Origin of the sequence: Streptomyces sp. NPDC086023 (assembly GCF_044540325.1) — a bacterium.
In the GTDB taxonomy this organism is placed as follows: Bacteria; Actinomycetota; Actinomycetes; order Streptomycetales; family Streptomycetaceae; genus Streptomyces.
Genome location: NZ_JBITRX010000003.1, coordinates 35,804 through 55,812, shown reverse-complemented (window position 1 = coordinate 55,812; position 20,009 = coordinate 35,804). Strand labels below are relative to the sequence as shown.

Genomic DNA, 20,009 nt, shown 5'->3' with positions numbered 1-20,009 from the left:
CGATCGGGCTTCCGGTCGGGTTTCCGGGTCGATTTCCGGGTGGTTCGCGGGCGGGTGCCGCACCATGGTGCCCCCGGCGGCGCGGGCCCGGCTGCCCCCACGGCGTGCCCGGTGCCCGGTCGTACCGGGACATGGGCCGATCGGGTCCCCGGACGGGGCCGGAGGGCCCATGCACGGGGCGGTGCCGTGACCAAGACTGGAGACCGGACCCGAACCCGGGAGGCCCGCCATGAGCACTCCGTCCCCCATCCGCATCAACGCCGCGCTGCCCGCGGACTTCCGCACCCGTCTGATGGAAGCGGCCCGCGAGGTGAACTTCGACGAGGGCACCCGGCTGTTCCGCGAGGGCGGACGGGCCGACCGGTTCTGGATCGTCAGGACCGGCACCGTGACCCTCGACGTGCACGTGCCGGGCCGGCGCGCGGCCGTCATCGAAACCCTCGGCCCGGGCGAGCTGGTCGGCTGTTCGTGGCTGTTCCGGCCGTACACCTGGCGGCTGGGCGCCGAGGCCGCGACCCCCGTCCGCGCGTACGAGTTCGACGCGGCGGCCGTGCGGAGGCTGATGGACGCCGACACCGCCTTCGGCTCGGCGCTCGGGCACTGGGTGGGCCAGGTTCTGGCACACCGGCTGCAGGCGGCCCGGGTGCGGCTGCTCGACCTGTACGCGCCGTACGGCAGCGGCAGTCTTCTCTGACCTGCGACGGCGCCCCGCGCCGCGGAGGAGGAGGTCGCCCTCGCGGGACATCTGCCGGCCGGCGGCGGGGCCTGGGGGCGCGGTGGGGCGGGTTCCTGGGACAATGCGGAGGGAAGCGGACAGCGCGGGCCGAGGCAGGGGAGATCATGTCGGACGAGCCGAAGGTCTCCGCCGGGACGCCGGTCAGGGTGTTCCTGCTCGACGACCACGAGATCGTGCGGCGCGGGCTGCGGGACCTGCTGGACGCCGAGCCGGACATCAGTGTGGTCGGCGAGGCGGGTACGGCGCAGCAGGCGCTGGCCCGCGGCCCGGCGCTGCGCCCGGACGTGGCCGTGCTCGACGTGCGGCTGCCCGACGGGGACGGCGTCTCGGTGTGCCGGGAGCTGCGGTCCCGGATGCCCGGGCTGGCCTGTCTGATGCTGACCTCGTTCGACGACGAGGACGCCCTGCTGGACGCGATCATGGCCGGGGCTGCCGGGTACGTCCTCAAGCAGATCAAGGGCTCCGACCTGGTCGCCGCGGTACGGACGGTCGCCGCCGGCCAGTCGATGCTGGACCCGGCCACCACCGCCCGGCTGATGCGCTCGCTGCGGGATCCGGAGGCGGTGCGGGAACCGGAGGACGCGCGGCTGGCGCCGCTCTCGGAGCGGGAGCGGGACGTGCTGGAACTGATCGGCGAGGGGCTGACCAACCGGGAGATCGCGCAGCGGCTGTACCTGTCCGAGAAGACCGTGAAGAACCACATCTCGCGGCTGATGGGCAAGCTGGGCGTCGAGCGGCGGGTGCAGGCGGCCGTGATCGCCGCCGAGGTGCTCCACGAGCACGGCCACGGCCACGATCCTGGGCACGGGGGCCAAGGTCACGCGCAGGGGCAGGGACAGGGACACGGAGAAGGGCCCGAGCACGGGCACGTCCGGTAGCGCGGCCGGGGCCCTCTGCACCCCGCCGGGCCGCCCGGGAGCAGGCCGCTGCCGTCGTCGGTCACGGTGACGGTGAGGGCGCCGTCGGCCACCGGTGTGGTGGCGAAGGGCGGCCGGCCCCGGCGGCGGGCCGGCATCATGACGCCGCTGAGCCTCTCCTGCGTACCGACGGTGACGGCGACGGTGGGGCCGAAGCCCGCCCAGCGCCCGGGCTGTACGGTGACCCGCGCGTCGGTCGCGGTGGGCCTCGACGCCCTCCCCCAGCGCGGGCGAGCCGCGCAGCTCGCCGGCGGGGGGCCGATCAGGTGGAGCACTCCCAATGTCCGCGCCGGTGACGTCCTTGGCAGCGGACCCGCCCTCTGCGCCCGTCTCCCGCCTCCGGCCGGCCGTGGTGGAGCGCGTCGCCCCCTTCACCGTGGCCACGGCGGGAGGGCTTTCCCGTCCGGCGGGACCGGACCTGTGAGGGGCTGCGGGCGGGCGGCGGGCCGGCGGCGGGTACGGGCCGGGCCGTGCGGTGGGGCTACGAGGAGTCGCGCGGGCCGTCGCCGGACCGCGGGAGGAGCATGACCGGGCAGAGCGCGTGGTGGACCAGGCTGTGGGTGACCCGGCCGAGGTTGCGGCCGAGTCCGAGGCGTGCCGAGGCCCGGCGGCCGCCCATGACCAGCAGGCCCGCCCGCCCGGAGGCCTCGACGAGGACGCCCGCCACGGAGGAGCTCGACTCGGCGTCGGCCTCGACCGTCAGGCCGGGGAACTCACCGCGGATGATCTCCGCGACGTCCATGAGGATCTCCACGTGCCGGGCGGCGGCCTCGTCCATGCCGTCGAGCATGGTGACCATCTGGCCCACGGACTGCAGCGTGTTCCACACGTGCAGGAGGCGCAGGGACCCCTTGCGCAGCTCGGCCTCGCGGGCGGCGTACCGGGCGCAGGGGAGGTCACCGGCGTCCCGTACGGCGACCAGGACGGTCTCGTGTTCCGCCGTGGCCTCGGCGCCCCGGACCACGACGACCGGGGTCCTGGCGGCTGCGGCGGTGTCCAGCCCGACGGAGCCGAGCAGGAGGGAGGCGAAACCGCCGCGTCCGCGGTTGCCGACCACGATGGTGCCGTGCGGGCCGGCCGCGCGGTGGAGGGCGGTGACGGCGTCGGCCTGGCTGAACTCCGTGGTGAGGTGGACGCCGGGGTGTTCGGCGGCGACGGCCTTCGCCGTCTCCTCCAGCAGCTGCCGGCCCTCGGAGCGGACCTCTTCGGCGGCGGCTGCGGACAGGTAGGAGCCTCTGAAGTCGGTGTCGGCCGCGTGGACGACGTGCAGGGGGCGATCGCGTCGTACGGCCTCGCCTGCGGCCCAGAGGGCGGCCGTGCGGGCCGGTCCCGAGCCGTCCACGCCGACGACGACGGAGCTGGTGTCCGGGGTGCGGAGGGTGCTTTCCACGGCTACTCCCAACCGAGGGTCCGATGGGGGGACACCTCCCACGCTGTCACCGGGGGTCCCGGCCGGGGAGGGCCGCCCGGGGCCGCCGCGGGGGCCGAAGGTCCTCATCGGCGGCCCCCGGGCGCGGCCCGGGCCGCGCGGCCCGGGCCGCGCGGGGTCGCGCCGGGCGGGTCACTGCCGCTTCGGGGACCGCCCTCCGGGCACCCGAGGCACCGCCCGGCTCCACCACCGTGTACGCGGGGACGCGGCTGGTCTCACCCGACCAGAGCTACGAGTTCGACCTGGAGACCGGGCGGGTCGTGCCCGACGGGACCGCGGAGTGGTTCCCCGGCCGGTCCGAGGGCGAGTTGGTGCCGGCCGACGACAACGACGCGTACGCCGCGCCGGACGCCCGCCTCACCCCGGCCGCCTGCCTGGAAGGCCTGGACACCCGGCCGGTCACCACCCTGGACCTCGCGGAGCTGGCCGGCCGGTCCTTCTGCGTCCGCGGGGACGGCGGCCGGGACCTGACCGCGCGTGCTCGCGGCGGACCCGGACGACGGCCCGGTGGGCATCACCGTCGACCGCTACCGCGCCACGGGCGGATAGGGCGCGGGACGAGCCCGGCCGGGGTGCGGGAAGGACCCGGCCGGGGTGCGGGAAGGACCCGGCCGGGGCGCGGGACGAGCCCGGCCGGGGCGCGGGACGAGCCCGGCCGGGGCGCGGGACGAGCCCGGCCGGGGCGCGGGAAGGACCCGGCCGGGGCGCGGGAAGAGCCCGGCCGAAAACCGGTGGAGCCGGGCTCCCGGGTGCGGTTAGCGTGCTCCCGCCCGCAACACCCTTTGGAGGAGATGCCGTTGTACTCCGTGTGAGACCCCCTGAGCGCTGATCCGTCGCGCGTCGCACCGCCGGTGCGCCGTGCCCCTTTCCGCTGCGGTCTTTCTCACTGGAACCGGTGCATCTCCTTGTCGCAGAACCGGGTGGCGGTCGCCACCTTCCTCCCCAGCTCCTTCTCCTTCGCCCTCCGCCGCTGCCCGGGCTGCGCGGAGCGGCTTCAGCGCGCGGACGGCCCGCGTCACTCCGGCCGGCCGGCCTGGCAGTCGCCGTACGGCCCGCCGGCGCGCCGGACGCACCGCGGCCGCTGGGCCCCCCGGCCCGTGCGGGCCGGAGCGCGCTCCCGGGTGCGGCGCGGACACGTCTGCGGGCGCTCCGACGTGTGACCGGCGGCGGCCCCGGCCCTCAGAGGGCCGGGGCCGTCGGCACGACCGGACCCCGGCTCACGACAGGGCCCGCCATGCCACGACCAGGGCTTCGCGGAACGCAGCGGTCTGGTCGGCGGTCAGGTCGGCGACCATCCGCCGCTCCAGCGCGCGGGCCGGGCCGGCGTACTCGGCCAGCAGGGCGCGCCCCGGTTCGGCGAGCAGGATGAGGCGTTCCCGGCGGTTGGCCGGGTTGGGCTCGCGGCGGATCAGGCCGCGGCTCTCCAGCGCCCGGACCATGTCCGCCATCGACTGGGCGGTGACGAACGAGTCGCGGGCGAGCTGGGCGGCGGAGATGCCGTCGTGCCGCTCCAGCACGGTCAGGGCGGTGTACTGCAGCGCCGTGATCCCGGCGGGCCTGAGCAGCTCGTCGAGCCGGGCGCGCACTGCCAGTTCGGTCCTCTTGACCAGGTAGAGCAGCGAGGTGCTCACGTCCGTCCTCCCGTGTCGGCGGTCCGCGGCGGGCGACCGTGCGGCCGCCGCAGCGCGCGCCACCGCGGCGGCGGCACGCCCCCACCTTAGGCCATTGACAGGAATCCTGTTGATTACCCAGACTGACGTTCATCAGGATTCCTGTCGATCGCGCCGCGGGCCGGCGCGCTCCGGCAGGCCCCCTCCCCCTTTACGCGAGGTACCCCTCATGGATCTTCAGGGCAAGGTCGCCGTCGTCACCGGCAGCGGGCGCGGTCTCGGGCTGGCATACGCGCAGGCCCTCGCCGCCGCCGGTGCCGCCGTCGTGGTCAACGACGTCGACCGGGCCGTCGTCGACGCCGCCGTCGCCTCGATCACGTCCCGGGGCGGCACGGCCACCGGCGTCGTCGCCGCGGTGGGCGACGCCGAGGCGGCCCAGCAGCTGGTGGACGCCGCCGTCGGCACGTACGGACGCCTGGACGTGCTCGTCACCAACGCCGGCATCCTGCGCGACCGCGTGCTGTGGAAGATGACCGACGACGACTTCGACGACGTGGTCCGCGTCCACCTCCGCGGCACCTTCACCTGCGCCCGCGCGGCGGCCGTCCGCATGCGCGAACAGGGCACCGGCGGCCGGCTCGTCCTCATCTCCTCCCCCGCCGGACAGCGCGGCAACTTCGGCCAGACCAACTACGCCGCCGCCAAGGCCGGCATCGTCGCCATGGCGCGTACCTGGGCCATGGAACTGGGCCGGGCCGGCATCACCGTCAACGCCGTCGTCCCCGTCGCCGCCACCGAGATGACCAGGACCATCCCGGCGTTCGCGCCCGTCATCGAGGAGTCGGAGCGCACGGGCGAGCCGCTGCCGGACTGGCTGCGCAAGAGCGAGGGCCTGGGCACCGTCGAGGACGTCGCCGCGCTGATCACCTTCCTGGCCTCGGACGACTCCGCCGGGGTGACCGGGCAGGCCATCGGCATCGGCGGCGACCGCCTCGCCCTGTGGGCGCACCCCAAGGAGAAGGCCGTCGCCTTCGCCGACGGCGGCTGGAGCGCCGGCGCCATCGCCGCCGAGTGGCCGGCCGGCGTCGGCGCCGAGCCCGAGACGTACGGCATCCCCGCACCCCAGGCTCCGGAGGCGTGACGTGGCCGGCCTCGCGCACGACCGCACCCTCGACCCTGGCCCCAGCCCCAACCCCAGCCCTGGCCCCGACCTCGTCCTCGACCTGGACCGGATCACCGCCATCGACGTGCACACGCACGCCGAGGTCTCCAAGGACGGCCACGGGGCGCTGAGCCCGGAGCTGTTCGGCGCCTCCGAGAAGTACTTCAAGGCCCACGGCCACCGGCAGCCGACCATCGAGGAGATGGCCGCCCACTACCGGGAGCGCGGCATGGCGGCGGTGGTGTTCACCGTCGACGCCGAGCACGCCACCGGTCATCCGCGGATCGCCAACGAGGAGATCGCCGAAAGCTGCGCCGCCCACGCCGACGTGCTGATCCCGTTCGCCAGCATCGACCCCCACAAGGGCCGGGCGGGCGTGCGCGAAGCACGGCGGCTGGTGGAGGAGCACGGGGTCCGCGGCTTCAAGTTCCACCCCAGCATCCAGGCGTTCTCGCCGAACGACCCGCTCGCCTATCCCCTGTACGAGGCCATCGAGGAGCTCGGCGTGCCCGCCCTGTTCCACACCGGCCAGACCGGCATCGGCGCCGGCGTCCCGGGCGGCGGGGGCATCCGGCTGCGGTACTCGAACCCCATGCTGGTCGACGACGTCGCCGTCGACTTCCCGGAGCTGCGGATCATCCTCGCCCACCCGTCCTTCCCCTGGCAGGACGAGGCCCTGGCGGTGGCCACCCACAAGCCGCACGTCTACATCGACCTGTCCGGCTGGTCCCCGAAGTACTTCCCGCCGCAGCTCGTCCGGTACGCCAACACCCTCCTCCAGGACAAGGTCCTCTTCGGGTCCGACTACCCCGTCATCACCCCGGACCGGTGGCTCGCCGACTTCGCGGCGCTCGACATCAGGCCCGAGGTCCGGCCGAAGATCCTCAAGGAGAACGCCGCCCGGCTGCTCGGGCTCCGCGCCGACTGTAGGAACCGCTCGTGTTGAACCAAGGCATCGGCTCCTGGCCCGCACGCCGGGCCCGCAAGACCCCCGACCGTCCGGCCGTCGTCCACGACAGCCGGACGTCGACCTACCGCGAGCTCCACGGGCGGGTGCTGTGCCTCGCCCACGCCCTGCGCACGCTGGGGGTGGCACGGGGAGACCGGATCGCCTACCTCGGCCCCAACCATCCGGCTTTCCTGGAGACCCTGTTCGCCGCCGGGACACTGGGAGCGGTCTTCGTGCCGCTCAACACCCGGCTCGCCGCACCGGAACTGGCCTACAACCTGGCCGACTCGGGCAGCACCGTCCTCGTCCACGCCCCCGAGCACACCGAGGCGGCCCGGACCGCGGCGGCCGGGGCGGGTGTCCGGCACCGGATCGTGGTCGCCGAGCGGGCCGGGGACGGGGCGCTCGGGTACGAGGAGCTCCTCGCCGGCGCCGGGGCGGCCGGGCCCCGCCCACTGGACGAGCCCGTGGCGCCCGGGGACCCGTGCATGATCATGTACACCTCGGGGACCACCGGCCGGCCCAAGGGCGCCGTCCTCTCCCACGCCAACCTCACCTGGAACTGCGTCAACGTCCTGGTCGACACCGACCTGGCGGGCGACGAGGTGACCCTCGTCGCGGCCCCGCTGTTCCACACCGCGGGCCTCAACATGACCTGCCTGCCGACCCTGCTCAAGGGCGGCCGGGTGGTGCTCCTCGGCGCCTTCGACGCCGACCGGGTGCTGGAACTGGTCGAGGAGCTGGGCGTGACGTACATGTTCGGCGTCCCCACCATGTACGACGCCATGGCCGCCCGGCCCCGGTGGGCCACCGCGGATCTGTCCAGCCTGCGCACCCTCAACTGCGGCGGCGCTCCCGTGCCCGCCCGCACCATCGCCGCGTACCTGGACCGGGGCCTCGCCTTCAGCCAGGGCTACGGCATGACCGAGGCGTCCCCCGGGATCCTCTTCCTGGACCGGGAGCAGGCCTCGGCCAAGGCGGGCTCCGCCGGGGTGCCGCACTTCTTCACCGACACCCGGATCGTGCTCCCGGACGGCCGGGACGCCGGGCCGGGCGAGCCCGGCGAGATCCTGGTCCAGGGCCCGAACGTCATGACCGGCTACTGGGGGCGGCCCGGGGACACCGAGGCCGCGTTCACCGCCGAGGGCGACGGCGCCGGCAGCGCCGGACGCTGGCTGCGCACCGGCGACGTCGCCCGGCTGGACGAGGACGGCTACGCGTACGTCGTCGACCGGGTCAAGGACATGTTCGTCTCGGGCGGCGAGAACGTGTACCCGGCCGAGGTCGAGGACGCTCTCCTCACGCACCCCGACGTCGCCGAGTGCGCCGTCTTCGGCGTACCCGACCCGCTCTGGGGCGAGGTCGGCCGCGCCGTCGTCGTCCTGCGGCCCGGCGCCCGGGCCGACGAGGCCGGGCTGCTCGGCCACCTGCGGGGCCGGCTCGCCAAGTACAAGATCCCCAAGTCCCTCGTGCTGACCGGGGACCTGCCCCGCACGGCCTCCGGGAAGATCCTCAAGCCCGCCGTGCGCGACGCGTACGCGGAAGGCCCGGACGGCCGTCCGCCCGCCTGACCCCCTTTGCCACCACCCGAAACCCGTCTTCCGCGGGCGGCGTCCACCGCCGCCCGCGCCACCGGAAGGAACTTCCATGCCCACCACCGCCCACGGCCTCGACGAGCTCAAGGCCCTCACCGGGGCCGACCTCGGCCGCACCGGCTGGCTCGACATCACCCAGCAGCGGGTGAACACCTTCGCCGACGCCACCGGCGACCACCAGTGGATCCACACGGACCCGGAGAAGGCCAAGGACGGGCCCTTCGGCCGCCCGATCGCCCACGGCTACCTCACCCTCTCGCTCGTCATCCCGCTCTTCGGAGAGCTGCTGGAGATCGCCGGGACCACGATGAGCGTCAACTACGGCCTGGAGAAGGTCCGCTTCCCCAGCCCCGTGCCGGTCGGTGCCAGGATCCGCCTGCACGGTGCGGTCGGCACCGTGGAGGAGGTCAAGGGCAACGGCGTCCAGATGCCGCTGACGTTCACCGTCGAGGTCGAGGGCACCGACAAGCCGGCCTGTGTGGCCGAGGCCGTCTACCGCCACTACGCCTGACGCCCCGCACGAACGGAGCCGGGGGCGGCGCCGACCACTGGGTCGGCACCGCCCCCGGCTCCTGTCCGTTTCCGCCACGGCCACCCGGTGGCACGGTGCCGCGGATCACCTGCCGGAGGCCGCGTTCAGCCGCCGGCGGGCGCGTTCAGCTGCTCCTCCAGGGCCGCCAGGGTGCGGTAGCAGGGCAGGACCTGGGCGATGGAGGCGTTCGGCTCGCGGCCCTCGCGGATGGCGGCGACGAACTCGCGGTCCTGGAGTTCGATGCCGTCCATCGAGACGTCCACCCCGCTCACGTCGATCGGCTCGTCCTTGCCGGTGACCAGGTCGTCGTAGCGGGCGAGGTACGTGCCCGAGTCGCCGATGTAGCGGAAGAACGTGCCGAGCGGGCCGTCGTTGTTGAACGACAGGGACAGGGTGCAGAGGGCGCCGTTCTCCGCGCGCAGCTGGATCGACATGTCCATCGCGATGCCGAGCTCCGGGTGGACCGGACCCTGGAGGGCGTTGGCCTGCACGATCGGGGAGCCGGTCTGGTAGGCGAACAGGTCGACGGTGTGGGCCGCGTGGTGCCACAGCAGGTGGTCGGTCCAGGAGCGCGGCTGTCCCAGGGCGTTGAGGTTCGTACGGCGGAAGAAGTACGTCTGTACGTCCATCTGCTGGATGCGGTAGTCCCCGGCCCGGATCTGCCGGCGCACCCACTGGTGGCTGGGGTTGAAGCGCCGGGTGTGTCCCACCATCGCGACCAGCCCGGTGCGCTGCTGGGCCGCCAGGCACGCCTCGGCGTCCGCCAGGGAGGAGGCGAGGGGGATCTCGGTCTGGACGTGCTTGCCGGCGTCGAGGCAGGCCAGCGTCTGCTCGGCGTGCATCGGGGTGGGCGTGGCGAGGATGACGGCGTCGACGTCGTCCATGGCCAGTATGTCGTCCAGGGACGCGACGCCCCGGCCGACGCCCTGTTCCGCGGCGAACTTCTGCGCGCTTTCGAGGCTGCTGCTCACGACGGCGGTCACCTCGACGCCCTCGATCCGGCGGAGCGCGGCCGCGTGCTTGGTGCCGAAGGCGCCGCCGCCGGCGAGGGCCACCCTGAGGGTGCGGTGGTGGGTCATGTCAGTTCACTCCTTCGGCGGGCTCCTGGGCCCGGGGGTGGTTTTCGAGGATCAGGTGGCCGACGGCGGTGTTGGACGCCGGCACGTGGTAGAAGCGGTGCCTGACCTCGACATCGCCCGATCCGTCGAGGTCGCCCATCGCCCCGCGGGCGATCAGCCACATCACCAGCTCGATGCCCTCCGAGCCCGCCTCCTCGACGTACTCCAGGTGCGGCACCTCTGCCAGGCCGGCCGGGTCGTCGACGAGCCGGTCGAGGAAGGCGTTGTCCCACTCGCGGTTGATGAGGCCGGCGCGCGGGCCCTGGAGCTGGTGGCTCATGCCGCCGGTGCCCCACACCTGGACCTTCAGCGGCCGGTCGTAGGACTCGATCGCCCGGCGCAGGGCCCGGCCGAGTGCGAAGCAGCGGGCGCCCGAGGGGACGGGGTACTGCACCACGTTGACGTGGAACGGGATCACCTTGCACGGCCACTCCTCGACGTCCCCGAACATCAGGGACAGCGGGACGGTCAGGCCGTGGTCGACGGTCATCTCGTTGACGAGGGTGAGGTCGAAGTCGTCCCTGATGAGGGAGTGGGCGATGTGCGCGGCCAGGTCGGGGTCGCCCTCGATGCCGGGGACCGGGCGGGGGCCGTAGCCCTCGTCGGCGGTGGGGTAGGCCGCCCCGGTGCCGAGGACGAAGGTGGGTATCAGCGAGAGGTCGAAGGTGGTGGCGTGGTCGTTGTAGACCAGGAAGACCACGTCGGGGAGGTTCTCCCGCTCCCACTGCCGGGAGAACTCGTAGCCCTCGAAGACCGGCCGCCAGTAGGGCTCTTCGGTCTTGCCGTGGTCCATCGCCGCGCCGATCGCGGGTACGTGCGAGGTGAAGACCGCGCCGGTGATCACGGCGTGCTCGGCGGGCGGCACGGTGTCGGCGTACGCGGCCTCCAGGACGGCGTGGTCGATCCGGTTGCCCTCGACCGGGCGGCCGCCGCCCACCATCATGTCGCGGTACTCCTGCTCGGTCATGCCGGTCATCGAGCCCGCCATCTGCTGGAACGACAGGCCGAGCGCCGCGCCCCACTTGGCGAGGAAGTAGATGTTGCCGCCCTCGCGCATCGCGGCGTTGAGGTCGCGGTCGAGCAGGGCCCGCTTCTGTGCCTCGCGCAGCGGCCACGCGTCGAGGTAGGCGCGCTCGTCGGCGAGGTAGGCGGCGCGGTTCTCCGCCGTCATCAGCGACATGCAGAACTGGTTGAGGTGGTAGCCCTTGGCGGACTGCTCGGCGTCGAAGACGGTCGTACCCGGAACCAGCCTGTAGGTCTTGTCCAGTGACACGGTGGTGCTCCAATCGTGGGCGGGCGGTCAGCCGGCGTCGGGCCAGTACAGGCGCATCGGGTTGTCGACGAGGAGCTTGCGCTGGAGCAGCGCGGTCGGGGCGATGTGCGGGACGAAGTCGACGAGCAGGCCGTCGTCGGGCATGTGGCCGGTGAGGTTCGGGTGCGGCCAGTCGGTGCCCCACAGCACCCGGTCGGGGAACTCCTCGACGACGCGGCGGGCGAACGGCACGACGTCGCGGTACGCGTGCTGCTCGCCGTCGAGGGCGGGCGGGCCGGTGACCGACAGCCGCTCCGGGCAGGTCACCTTGCACCAGATGTCGGGCCGGGCCCGCATGAAGTCGAGGAACGCCTCGAACTCCGGGCCGTGCGGGTCCCGGGTGACGTCGGGCCGGCCCATGTGGTCGACGACCAGCGGCACGGGGAGGGAGAGGAGGAAGTCGCGGATTCCGGCGAGGTCGGCCGCTTCGAAGTAGACGACGACGTGCCATCCGTAGGGCTCGATCCGCTTGACGACGTCCCAGAGGTCCTGGCGCGGGGCCGTGTCGACGAGCCGCCTGACGAAGTTGAACCGCACGCCGCGGACGCCCGCGTCGTGGAGCTCGCGCACCGCCGCGTCCGTGATGCCGGGCCGTACGGTGGCGACGCCCCGGGCCAGGCCCCCGGAGGCCCGCAGCGCGTCGGTCATCGCGCTGTTGTCGGCGCCGTGGCAGGTCGCCTGCACCACGACGTTGCGGGCGAAGCCCAGCCGGTCGCGCAGCGCGAAGAGCCGGTCCCTGGACGCGTCGCAGGGGGTGTACTTGCGCTCGGGGGCGTACGGGAACTCAGCCCCGGGGCCGAAGACGTGGCAGTGCGCGTCGACGGCGCCCTCGGGCATCCGGAACCGGGGCCGGCTCGGCGCGGGGTGCCAGTCCAGCCAGCCGGGGGTCTTCTCGAAGCTCGTGGTCATCGTCAGTCCTCGTACCGGAGTCCGAGCTCGGCCAGGGGGCCGCGCATCGCGTACATGTCCAGGCCGAGTTCGCCGGCGCGGAACCGCGTGCGCTTGTCGGCCTCGCCGGCCTCGCGCCGGGCCGCTGCCGCGGCGACCTCGGCAGCCCGCTCGCGGGGCACCACCACGACGCCGTCGCGGTCGGCCACGACCACGTCCCCCGGCCTGACCAGGGCGTTGGCGCAGACGACCGGGACGTTGACCGAGCCGAGCGTGGCCTTGACGGTGCCCTTGGCGTTGACCGCGCGGGAGAAGACGGGGAAGTCCATCTCCGCCAGGTCTGCCACGTCCCGTACGCCGCCGTCGATGACCAGGCCCCGACAGCCGCGGGCGCGGAACGAGGTGGCGAGCAGCTCGCCGAAGAAGCCGTCCTCGCTCTCGGTGGTGCAGGCGGCGACCACGACGTCACCCTCCCGGATCTGCTCGGCGGCGACGTGGAGCATCCAGTTGTCGCCGGGCTGGAGCAGCACGGTCACGGCGGTGCCGCACAGCCGGGCACCGGGGTAGACGGGGGTCAGGTACGGGCGCATCAGCCCGGTCCGGCCCATGGCTTCGTGGAGGGTGGCCACGCCGAACGCCGACAGTGCGGCGACGTCCTCGGGGGCGGCGCGGGTGACGGAGGTGTGGACGACACCGATCTCGGTGTGCTCCATGGGGCTTCTCCTGGGGTCAGTGGGCGACGGCGGCGGGGTGGGCGGCACTCGCCGGGCCGGCGGACCGGCCGGCGGGGCGGGAGGCCGGGCGAGAGGCGAGGCGGGCGGCGAGCCGGGGGTAGACGCGCAAGGCGTTGCCGGAGTAGACGGCGGCCCGGTCGTCGTCGGTGAGGTGCGGGGTGGCCTCGACGTACCGCCGGGTGTCGTCGAAGTGGCGGCCGGTGCGCGGGTCGACGTCGCGGACGGCGCCGATCATCTCGCTGGCGAAGAGCAGGGACCGGGCGGGCACCACCTGCGTGAGCAGGTCGATGCCGGGCTGGTGGTACACGCAGGTGTCGAAGAAGACGTTGTCCAGCAGCGTTTCGGGGTCCGGCCGGCCCAGTGCCATCGCCAGGCCGCGGAACCGGCCCCAGTGGTAGGGAACGGCCCCGCCGCCGTGCGGGATCACGAACCGCAGCGTGGGGAAGTCGGCGAACAGGTCGCCCTGGACCAGCTGCATGAAGGCCGTGGTGTCGGCGTTCAGGTAGTGGGCGCCGGTCGTGTGGAAGGCCGGGTTGCAGGAGGTGCTGACGTGGATCATGGCGGGGACGTCGTACTCGGCCATCGCCTCGTAGAGCGGGTACCAGCTGCGGTCCGTCAGGGGCGGGGCGGTCCAGCTGCCGCCGGACGGGTCGGGGTTGAGGTTGACCGTCACCGCGCCCAGTTCCTCGACCGCCCGGCGCAGCTCGGGCAGGCAGGTGGCGGGGTCGGCGCCGGGCGACTGCGGCAGCATCGCGCCCATCGCGAAGCGGTCGGGGTGGAGCGTGCTGACGCGGTGGACCAGGTCGTTGCAGATCCGGGCCCACATGGCGGAGACCCGGAAGTCGCCGATGTGGTGGGCCATGAAGCTGGCCCGGGGCGAGAAGACGGTCAGGTCGCTGCCGCGCTCGTCCATGAGGCGCAGCTGGTTGGCCCCGACCGCCCGGCGCAGGTCGTCGTCGGTGATGACCAGCTCGTCGGGGTCCGGGAAGGGGGCGCGGCCGTCGGCCGCCGCAATCTGCCGCTCGCGCCACTCGGCCAACTGCGGCGGTGCGGTGGTGAAGTGGCCGTGACAGTCGATGATCATGGGATGTCTCCTGGGGGCGTCGGGGTCGGCCAGGGTCGGTCAGCCCTGGGAGGCGACGGGCCAGCCGGTGTACTGCTCGGCGAGGTAGCTGCGGCCGGCGCGCGTGCCCACGACGTTGTCGAGTTCGCCGAGCTGGCGTCGCAGGTCGAACGGCGAGCCGCCGGGCGGGGTGTGGAGCAGCTGGGTCATCCAGTGGGAGAAGTTCTGCGCCCGCCAGATCCGTTGGAGCGCCCGCGGCTGGTAGTCGTCCAGCGCGGCCTCCCCCGCCGGGCCGAGTGCCCGGAGCAGGACGCCGGCCAGCACCTTCACGTCGTGCAGCGCGAGGTTGAGCCCGCGGGCGCCGGTCGGCGGGACGGTGTGCGCGGCGTCTCCGGCGAGCGTCATCGAGCCCCAGCGCATGGGTTCCTGGACGAACGAGCGGAAGCGCAGGACCGTCTTCTCCAGGATCGGTCCCTCGTTGAGGCGGAAGCCGTCCTCCCCGGCCACCCGGGCCTGGAGCGTCTCCCAGATCCGGTCGTCCGGCCAGGCGTCGGCGGACTCGTCCGGGGAGCACTGGAAGTACATGCGCTGCACGGTCTCGGTGCGCTGGCTGATCAGTGCGAAGCCGTGTTCCGAGTGGGCGTAGACCAGCTCGGGTGCGCTGGCCGGCGCCTCGGCCATGATGCCGAACCAGGCGAACGGGTACTCCTTGCCGACTCGGACCCGCCGGTCCTCGGGGACGAGGTTGCGGCACATGCTGCGCGATCCGTCCGCGCCGACCACGTACCGGGCCCGGATCTCGTGCCGGGCTCCGTCGGGGGTGGTGTAGCGGACCCGCGGGGCGCGGTTGGTGACGTCGAGGACCTCGGTGTCCCGGACGCCGAAGCGGACCGTGCCGCCGTCCCGGTCCCGGGCGTCGGCCAGGTCGGTGAACACGTCTGTCTGCGGGTAGAGCCAGACCGACGCGCCGACCAGGTCCTGGAAGTCGAGGCGGTGGGGGCGGCCGCCGAAGCGGAGCTCCACGCCCTCGTGTTGGTGGCCCTCGCGCAGGACCCGGTCGGACACGCCGGTGTCGACGAGGTCCCGGGCGGCATCGGCTTCCAGGATTCCGGCCCGCTGGGTGGTCTCGATCTCGTGGCGCGTGCGCGTGTCGACGACGGCCGTCTCGACTCCGGCGCGCCCCAGCAGGTGCGCCAGCATCAGGCCGGCCGGACCTGCGCCGATCACGGCGACGGGGACCGAGGCAACGGTGTCGACGACGGCGTCGGCCATGGCATCTCCTGAGCAACGGGGGACGTGGGGAACACGTCGAACGTTGGCAGCAGGGGCCGCGGCCGGTCAGCGGCGTTTCCGTCAGGCGGAAGCCCGCCCGGACGCAAGGGCATGCCAGGACGCCGGGGAAAGCGTGCCCGGGCGGCGGGCGGATGGGCCGCGGAGGTCAGTCGGTCGGGCGGGTACGGCGGCCCAGCTCGTCGGAGATCCCGTGCACGGCCCGCAGCAGCGGCTCGCGCAGGCCGCGCGCACGGTTCGCGCTGCGCGTGGCGATCACGATGCCGAGCGCGGCACCGACCGGCCCGCTCCGGCCGGTCCGCACCGGTGCGGCCACCGCGACCGTGCTCTCCGAGAGCTGCCGGTCGCTGACGAAGACCTGCTCGCGGCGGATGCGGTCCAGCTGGGCGCGGAGCGTCCTCGGGTCGGTGACGGTGTGCGGGGTCCAGGCCCGCATCGGCGACTGGAGCACCTCGTCCTGGATGTCGACCGGCGCGTGCGCGAGCAGCACCCGCCCCATCCCGGTGGAGCCGATGGGGAACCGGGTCCCCACGGACGTGAGCAGTTCGACCGACCGGTGCCCGGCGATCCGCTCGACGAACACGAGCTCCGTACCCTCGCGCACCGCGAGCTGGACGTTCTCGTGGGTCGCCTCGTAGAGGTCCTGCATGAAGGGCAGCGCGACGTCCCGCAGGATCTGGGTGCGCGGGCAGCCCGCGGCGATCTCCCAGAGCCGCAGGCCGACGTGCCAGGCCCCGTCCTCGCCGCGCTCCAGTGCTCCCCAGTCCGCCAGTTCCGCGACGACCCGGTGCGTGGTGCTGAGGGCCAGGCCGGTGCGCTGGGCGATCTCCGACAGCGTCTGCGACGGGTGTTCGCGGTCGAAGGCCGCGAGGACCTCCAGTACTTTTCCAGCTGCAGTGCTGCGGGTTGTGCTCACGCGGTCAGTGTCGCAGACCTCTTTCGGGGCCCCGCGTCGAGCGCCGTACGATCTGCGGCACACCAAGGAGGCAATGTGAACCAGGAGATCGTCGGGCTCTCCTCGATGGCGACACGGCCGGTACTGGCCGATCTGTCCGGGCGGTTCCGGCGCGCCGGCGGACCTGCGGTGCGCTTCGAGGCGGCGGGCGGGGTCGAGGTGGCGCGCCGGGTGCGCGCGGGCGCCGAGGCCGACCTGCTCGTACTCGCCGACGGCGCGATGCGCGCGCTGGAGCGGGAGGGGCACCTCGTGGCGGGTACGGTACGGCCGCTGTGGATCTCCCAGGTCGTGGCCGCCGTGCCGGACGGGGCCCCGGTTCCTGCGCTCGGGTCGGCGTCCGACCTGCGGTCCGTCCTGGAGGCGGCGGAGCGGATCGCCTACTCCACCGGGCCGAGCGGGACCGCGCTGGTCGACCTGATCGGGCGGCTGGGCCTCGCCGACGCGCTCGCGGACCGGCTCGTCCAGGCACCGCCGGGGGTGCCCGCCGGGAGCCTGCTGTCCTCCGGCCGGGCCGACCTGGCGTTCCAGCAGCACAGCGAACTGATGGACCTGCCGGGTGTGGTGGTCGTCGGCGCGCTGCCGGGGGACGCGGCCATCAGCTCCACGTTCACCGGAGGCGTCCTGGCCACCGCGTCCCGGCCGGACGCCGCCCGCGGCGTCCTCGACTTCCTCGGCTCGGCGACGGCGTCGGAGGCCGCGCGCGCCAGGGGGATGCGCGCGGCGGGGGCGTAGACCGCGCCCTTCCGGATCGGGACCGGCCGGGTCCGGCCGCGGGCGGCCGTCAGTCGGTGGTGCGTACGGCGAGGGCCGGGCGGATGGCGGCCGCGCGCCGGGCCGGCCCGAAGGTGGCCAGGAGCGAAGCGGCGAAGGTGACGGCGGCGAGGGTGGCGATGCTGGTCCACTCGACCGGGAACCCGCCTTCGAGGCCCTCGAAGGCGGCGCTGTTGCCGTACATCAGCCAGGTCGTGAGCACCCCCAGGAGGGTGCCGAGCGCGATGCCCTCCAGGGTGATGAAGGCGCTCTCCCAGAGGAAGGACCGCTGGACCGTGCGGGCGCGGAAGCCCAGCGCCCGCAGGATCCCGATGGTGCGCCGGCGTTCGCGGACGGCCCGGACCATGACGACGCCGAGGCCGGTGATGCCGACCAGCAGGCCGAGTGCGAGGAAGCCCTGCATGAGGCGGAAGAAGGCGGTGCTGGCGTCGAACTGGCGGCGGATGTCGGATGCGATCGGGGTGGCGACCAGGCTGGCGGACAGGTGCTCTCCCTGAAGTCGGCTCGCCAGGACGTCGGGTGAGGCGCCGGGCCGGGTGCTGACCAGTGCGGACGCGTTCTGGGCCTGGGCGCCGAAGAGGTTGCGGAGGCCGCGTTCGCCCATGACGACGGGGTAGACCGTCGAACTCGAACCGGTGCCCGGGTAGAAGAGCAGGCCGTTGCTGAGGACTCCGGCGATGGTCTTGCGTTCGCTGCGGCCCGTCCGCGGGTCCGTCAGGGTGAGCGTGTCGCCGGGGTCGTAGTAGTCGCCGGCCGGGCCGCCCGTACTGCCGAAGAACCCGTCGATCACGACGTAGCGGGGGTCCTCGGCGAGTGCCCGCCACACCGCCGGGTCGTCCTCCAGGCCGGCCAGCCGTTCGCGGAAGGTGATGCGGCTGACGGCCCCGTCGGGCACCCCGACGACGGCCGCGTCGAGGGGCTGGGCGGTGCGGCCGCCCGGGTCGCCGGCCCGGCCGGTGGCGTTGAGCAGCGGGGTGACGGCCGCGATGTCCGCGCCGTGCGCGCCGTCGCGCAGCTCGGCGGGGAGCCCTTCACGGGCGGCCTGCGGGTTGTAGTCCAGGCGCAGCGAGTACCCGGCCGTGGCGTCGGCGACGACGCCGTCGACGCCGGCGTTGAGGATGCCCGAGATCTCGGTCAGCAGGACGAGGACGAACACGATGAGCGTGTACATCACCAGGGTGGCGCCGGTCCTGAACCGCTTGGCCAGCGGGTAGGTGACGGCCAGTCGCGCTGCCAGTCCCGCTTCCGAAGGGCGGTCCAGGAACCGCCGCACGGGCCGCAGTACGGCCCGCTGGTTGTTGCTGACGAGCACGACCGCGGAGAAGGCGCCGAGGGCACCCTGGATGACGTAGACCGACATGGACGGCGTGTCGAAGACGTCGGGGCGCAGGACGGGCGCCAGCAGCGTCCAGGCGAGCACCGCTCCCGCGACGAGCGTGGTCGCGGTGTGGCGGGGCAGCAGGCGCGTCAGCAGCGGGGCGGCGAAGGCGAGGGCGAGGGCGGGCAGGAGGTAGGTCGCGTCCGGCTGGCTCCGGGCCACCGCGGGCACGGCGGCCAGCGCGCAGAGCACCGCCAGCGCGGTGGAGACGGCGAGCAGCAGGCGGCGCGTGCGCTGCGCCGGTGTCGCGGGCAGGTCCCGGATGGCGGCGATGATGTTGAACCTGCTGATGCGCACGCTGGTCGCCAGGATGGCCGCGAAGGCGATGAGCAGGCCCATGGCGGCGCCGTTGAGGATGCTGGTGGGTGTCACGTCGAAGGCGATGCGGATGCCGCTGCCTCCCACGGACCAGCCGCGGAAGATCTCCGCGGCCACCACCGCGACGGCCCAGCCGACGCCGACGCCGATCGCCACGCCCGGCAGTACGGACAGCAGGGCGTAGGAGGTGCCTTCGAGTGTGAAGGACCCCACCAGGTGGGACCGCTTCATCCCGACCGCCCGGACCATTCCCATCTGCGGCTTCCGCTCCTCGCCGAGCATGACGAAGATGTTCACCAGCAGGAGGGCGCCGGCGATGATGCTGAAGCTGCCGATCATGAGGAACAGCGCGCCGAGGGAGTCCCCGGCCTGCTCGGCTTCGCGGAGCACGGTGTGCTTGGGCGTCTCCACGGCGGCCTGGCCGGCGAGCGGTCCCAGAGCCCGGCGGATGTCCGCGCCGACCTGCTCGGTCAGGGCGTCGCCGCCTTCGACACCGCCGCGGTTGGACACGAACGTGACGGAGCGCGGCTCGGTCCCGGCGGCCCGGGCGGCGGCTTCCAGGGTCCCGGGGGCCAGGAAGGCGTCGCGGTTCATCCGGCCGCCCAGCCCCACGCCGGCCAGCCCCTGTTCGGGCACGACCCGGTCCACGCGGTACGTCCCGGGCGTCCCGAAGAGGTAGAGCGTGACGGTGTCCCCGGCGCCCACGCGCAGCGAGCGGGCCAGTGGCTCGTTGAGCACGACCCGGTCCCGCAGGGGCGGGCGTCCGCCGAGGCCCGGGTCGCCGTGCCCTGCGCCGAAGCGGGACGCCTCGGCGAAGTCCAGTTGCCAGGCGAGGACGCGGGGTTCGGCGGCGGGCCGGCCGCCGGGCCGGCTCACGGCCGAGGCCTGCGTGACCTGGGCGGTCAGTACGCCGTCGACGTCGGGGTCGCGGGCCAGTGCCCCCAGCCGCTCGGTGACGGCGCGGCCGGCCGCGCCCGGCGGGGCGACCACGCGTTCGTCCACCGGTCCCAGGCTCCGGTACGCCTCCTGCCGTACCGAGAAGTTGAGGGTGTCGCCGACGACCAGTGCCCCGACGATGATGGCCGTGCCCAGGACCGAGCCGCCGATCACCAGCGCCGCCTCGGTGGGCCGGCGGGCGAGCTGCCGGGAGGCGAGCCGCCGCGAGACCGGCTGGCGGACGGCCACCACCGCGAGCGCGACGAGGGCGAGGGCGAGGGTGACGAGCAGCGGTGCCAGCAGGTCGGGGTACATG

Annotated in this window: 17 protein-coding genes; 7 read left to right on the top strand and 10 right to left on the bottom strand. The window is 74.0% G+C overall.

Annotated features, from left to right (window positions below; all coding sequences use genetic code 11):
* Nucleotides 1-229: 229 nt before the first annotated feature.
* Both ACIF6F_RS06910 and ACIF6F_RS06905 read left to right on the top strand, forming a co-directional pair.
* A complete protein-coding gene (locus ACIF6F_RS06910) occupies nt 230-694 on the top strand; it encodes a Crp/Fnr family transcriptional regulator (protein ID WP_399942341.1) in 465 nt (154 codons plus the stop codon).
* Nucleotides 695-840: 146 nt separating this feature from the next.
* Nucleotides 841-1,614 carry a response regulator gene (locus tag ACIF6F_RS06905; protein ID WP_399942338.1) on the top strand — a complete coding sequence of 258 codons (774 nt, stop codon included), beginning with the start codon at nt 841-843 and terminating at the stop codon, nt 1,612-1,614.
* 520 nt (nt 1,615-2,134) lie between these two features.
* On the opposite strand, the gene ACIF6F_RS06900 is transcribed toward ACIF6F_RS06905, so the two are convergent.
* On the bottom strand, nt 2,135-3,043 hold the full coding sequence (locus ACIF6F_RS06900) for a universal stress protein (protein WP_399942335.1): 909 nt from the start codon (nt 3,041-3,043) through the stop codon (nt 2,135-2,137).
* A gap of 1,256 nt (nt 3,044-4,299) precedes the next feature.
* Nucleotides 4,300-4,713, bottom strand: coding sequence for a MarR family winged helix-turn-helix transcriptional regulator (locus tag ACIF6F_RS06895; protein WP_399942332.1), 414 nt, complete (start codon nt 4,711-4,713; stop codon nt 4,300-4,302).
* A 208-nt stretch (nt 4,714-4,921) separates the two neighbouring features.
* Here ACIF6F_RS06895 and ACIF6F_RS06890 point away from each other — a divergent pair, with 208 nt between their 5' ends.
* The 4 genes from ACIF6F_RS06890 (at nt 4,922) to ACIF6F_RS06875 (ending at nt 8,909) form a co-directional block, all read left to right on the top strand.
* Complete coding sequence (locus ACIF6F_RS06890) at nt 4,922-5,833, top strand: SDR family oxidoreductase (RefSeq protein WP_399942329.1); 912 nt, start codon at nt 4,922-4,924, stop codon at nt 5,831-5,833.
* 82 nt (nt 5,834-5,915) lie between these two features.
* Nucleotides 5,916-6,800: an amidohydrolase family protein gene (locus tag ACIF6F_RS06885; protein ID WP_399943434.1), complete on the top strand. Its 885-nt coding sequence runs from the start codon at nt 5,916-5,918 to the stop codon at nt 6,798-6,800.
* Complete coding sequence (locus ACIF6F_RS06880) at nt 6,794-8,374, top strand: long-chain fatty acid--CoA ligase (protein WP_399942326.1); 1,581 nt, start codon at nt 6,794-6,796, stop codon at nt 8,372-8,374. Before ACIF6F_RS06885 ends, ACIF6F_RS06880 begins: the two co-directional genes overlap by 7 nt.
* Nucleotides 8,375-8,450: 76 nt before the next feature.
* Nucleotides 8,451-8,909: a MaoC family dehydratase gene (locus ACIF6F_RS06875; RefSeq protein WP_399942324.1), complete on the top strand. Its 459-nt coding sequence runs from the start codon at nt 8,451-8,453 to the stop codon at nt 8,907-8,909.
* 125 nt (nt 8,910-9,034) lie between these two features.
* Here ACIF6F_RS06875 and ACIF6F_RS06870 read toward each other — a convergent pair whose 3' ends face one another.
* The 7 genes from ACIF6F_RS06870 to ACIF6F_RS06840 form a co-directional block, all read right to left on the bottom strand.
* Entirely contained in the window at nt 9,035-10,009 is a 975-nt protein-coding gene (locus ACIF6F_RS06870; RefSeq protein WP_399942321.1) for a Gfo/Idh/MocA family oxidoreductase, read from the bottom strand.
* A gap of 1 nt (nt 10,010) precedes the next feature.
* Nucleotides 10,011-11,321 (bottom strand): protocatechuate 4,5-dioxygenase subunit alpha, encoded by a 1,311-nt coding sequence (ligA, locus tag ACIF6F_RS06865; protein ID WP_399942319.1) that lies wholly within the window; start codon nt 11,319-11,321, stop codon nt 10,011-10,013.
* Nucleotides 11,322-11,348: 27 nt separating this feature from the next.
* A complete protein-coding gene (locus ACIF6F_RS06860; RefSeq protein WP_399942317.1) occupies nt 11,349-12,269 on the bottom strand; it encodes an amidohydrolase family protein in 921 nt (306 codons plus the stop codon).
* A gap of 2 nt (nt 12,270-12,271) precedes the next feature.
* Nucleotides 12,272-12,961, bottom strand: coding sequence for a 4-carboxy-4-hydroxy-2-oxoadipate aldolase/oxaloacetate decarboxylase (gene ligK, locus ACIF6F_RS06855; protein ID WP_399942314.1), 690 nt, complete (start codon nt 12,959-12,961; stop codon nt 12,272-12,274).
* Nucleotides 12,962-12,977: 16 nt separating this feature from the next.
* On the bottom strand, nt 12,978-14,066 hold the full coding sequence (locus ACIF6F_RS06850) for an amidohydrolase family protein (RefSeq protein ID WP_399942311.1): 1,089 nt from the start codon (nt 14,064-14,066) through the stop codon (nt 12,978-12,980).
* Between the two features lie 39 nt (nt 14,067-14,105).
* Nucleotides 14,106-15,317, bottom strand: coding sequence for a 4-hydroxybenzoate 3-monooxygenase (locus ACIF6F_RS06845; protein WP_399942309.1), 1,212 nt, complete (start codon nt 15,315-15,317; stop codon nt 14,106-14,108).
* Nucleotides 15,318-15,483: 166 nt separating this feature from the next.
* Complete coding sequence (locus ACIF6F_RS06840) at nt 15,484-16,251, bottom strand: IclR family transcriptional regulator (protein WP_399942307.1); 768 nt, start codon at nt 16,249-16,251, stop codon at nt 15,484-15,486.
* A gap of 75 nt (nt 16,252-16,326) precedes the next feature.
* On the opposite strand from ACIF6F_RS06840, the gene ACIF6F_RS06835 reads away from it, so the two are divergent.
* Nucleotides 16,327-17,022, top strand: a complete 696-nt coding sequence (locus tag ACIF6F_RS06835; protein WP_399942304.1) for a substrate-binding domain-containing protein — start codon at nt 16,327-16,329, stop codon at nt 17,020-17,022.
* 49 nt (nt 17,023-17,071) lie between these two features.
* Here ACIF6F_RS06835 and ACIF6F_RS06830 read toward each other — a convergent pair whose 3' ends face one another.
* Entirely contained in the window at nt 17,072-20,008 is a 2,937-nt protein-coding gene (locus tag ACIF6F_RS06830) for an ABC transporter permease (protein ID WP_399942301.1), read from the bottom strand.
* Between the last annotated feature and the right edge of the window lies 1 nt (nt 20,009).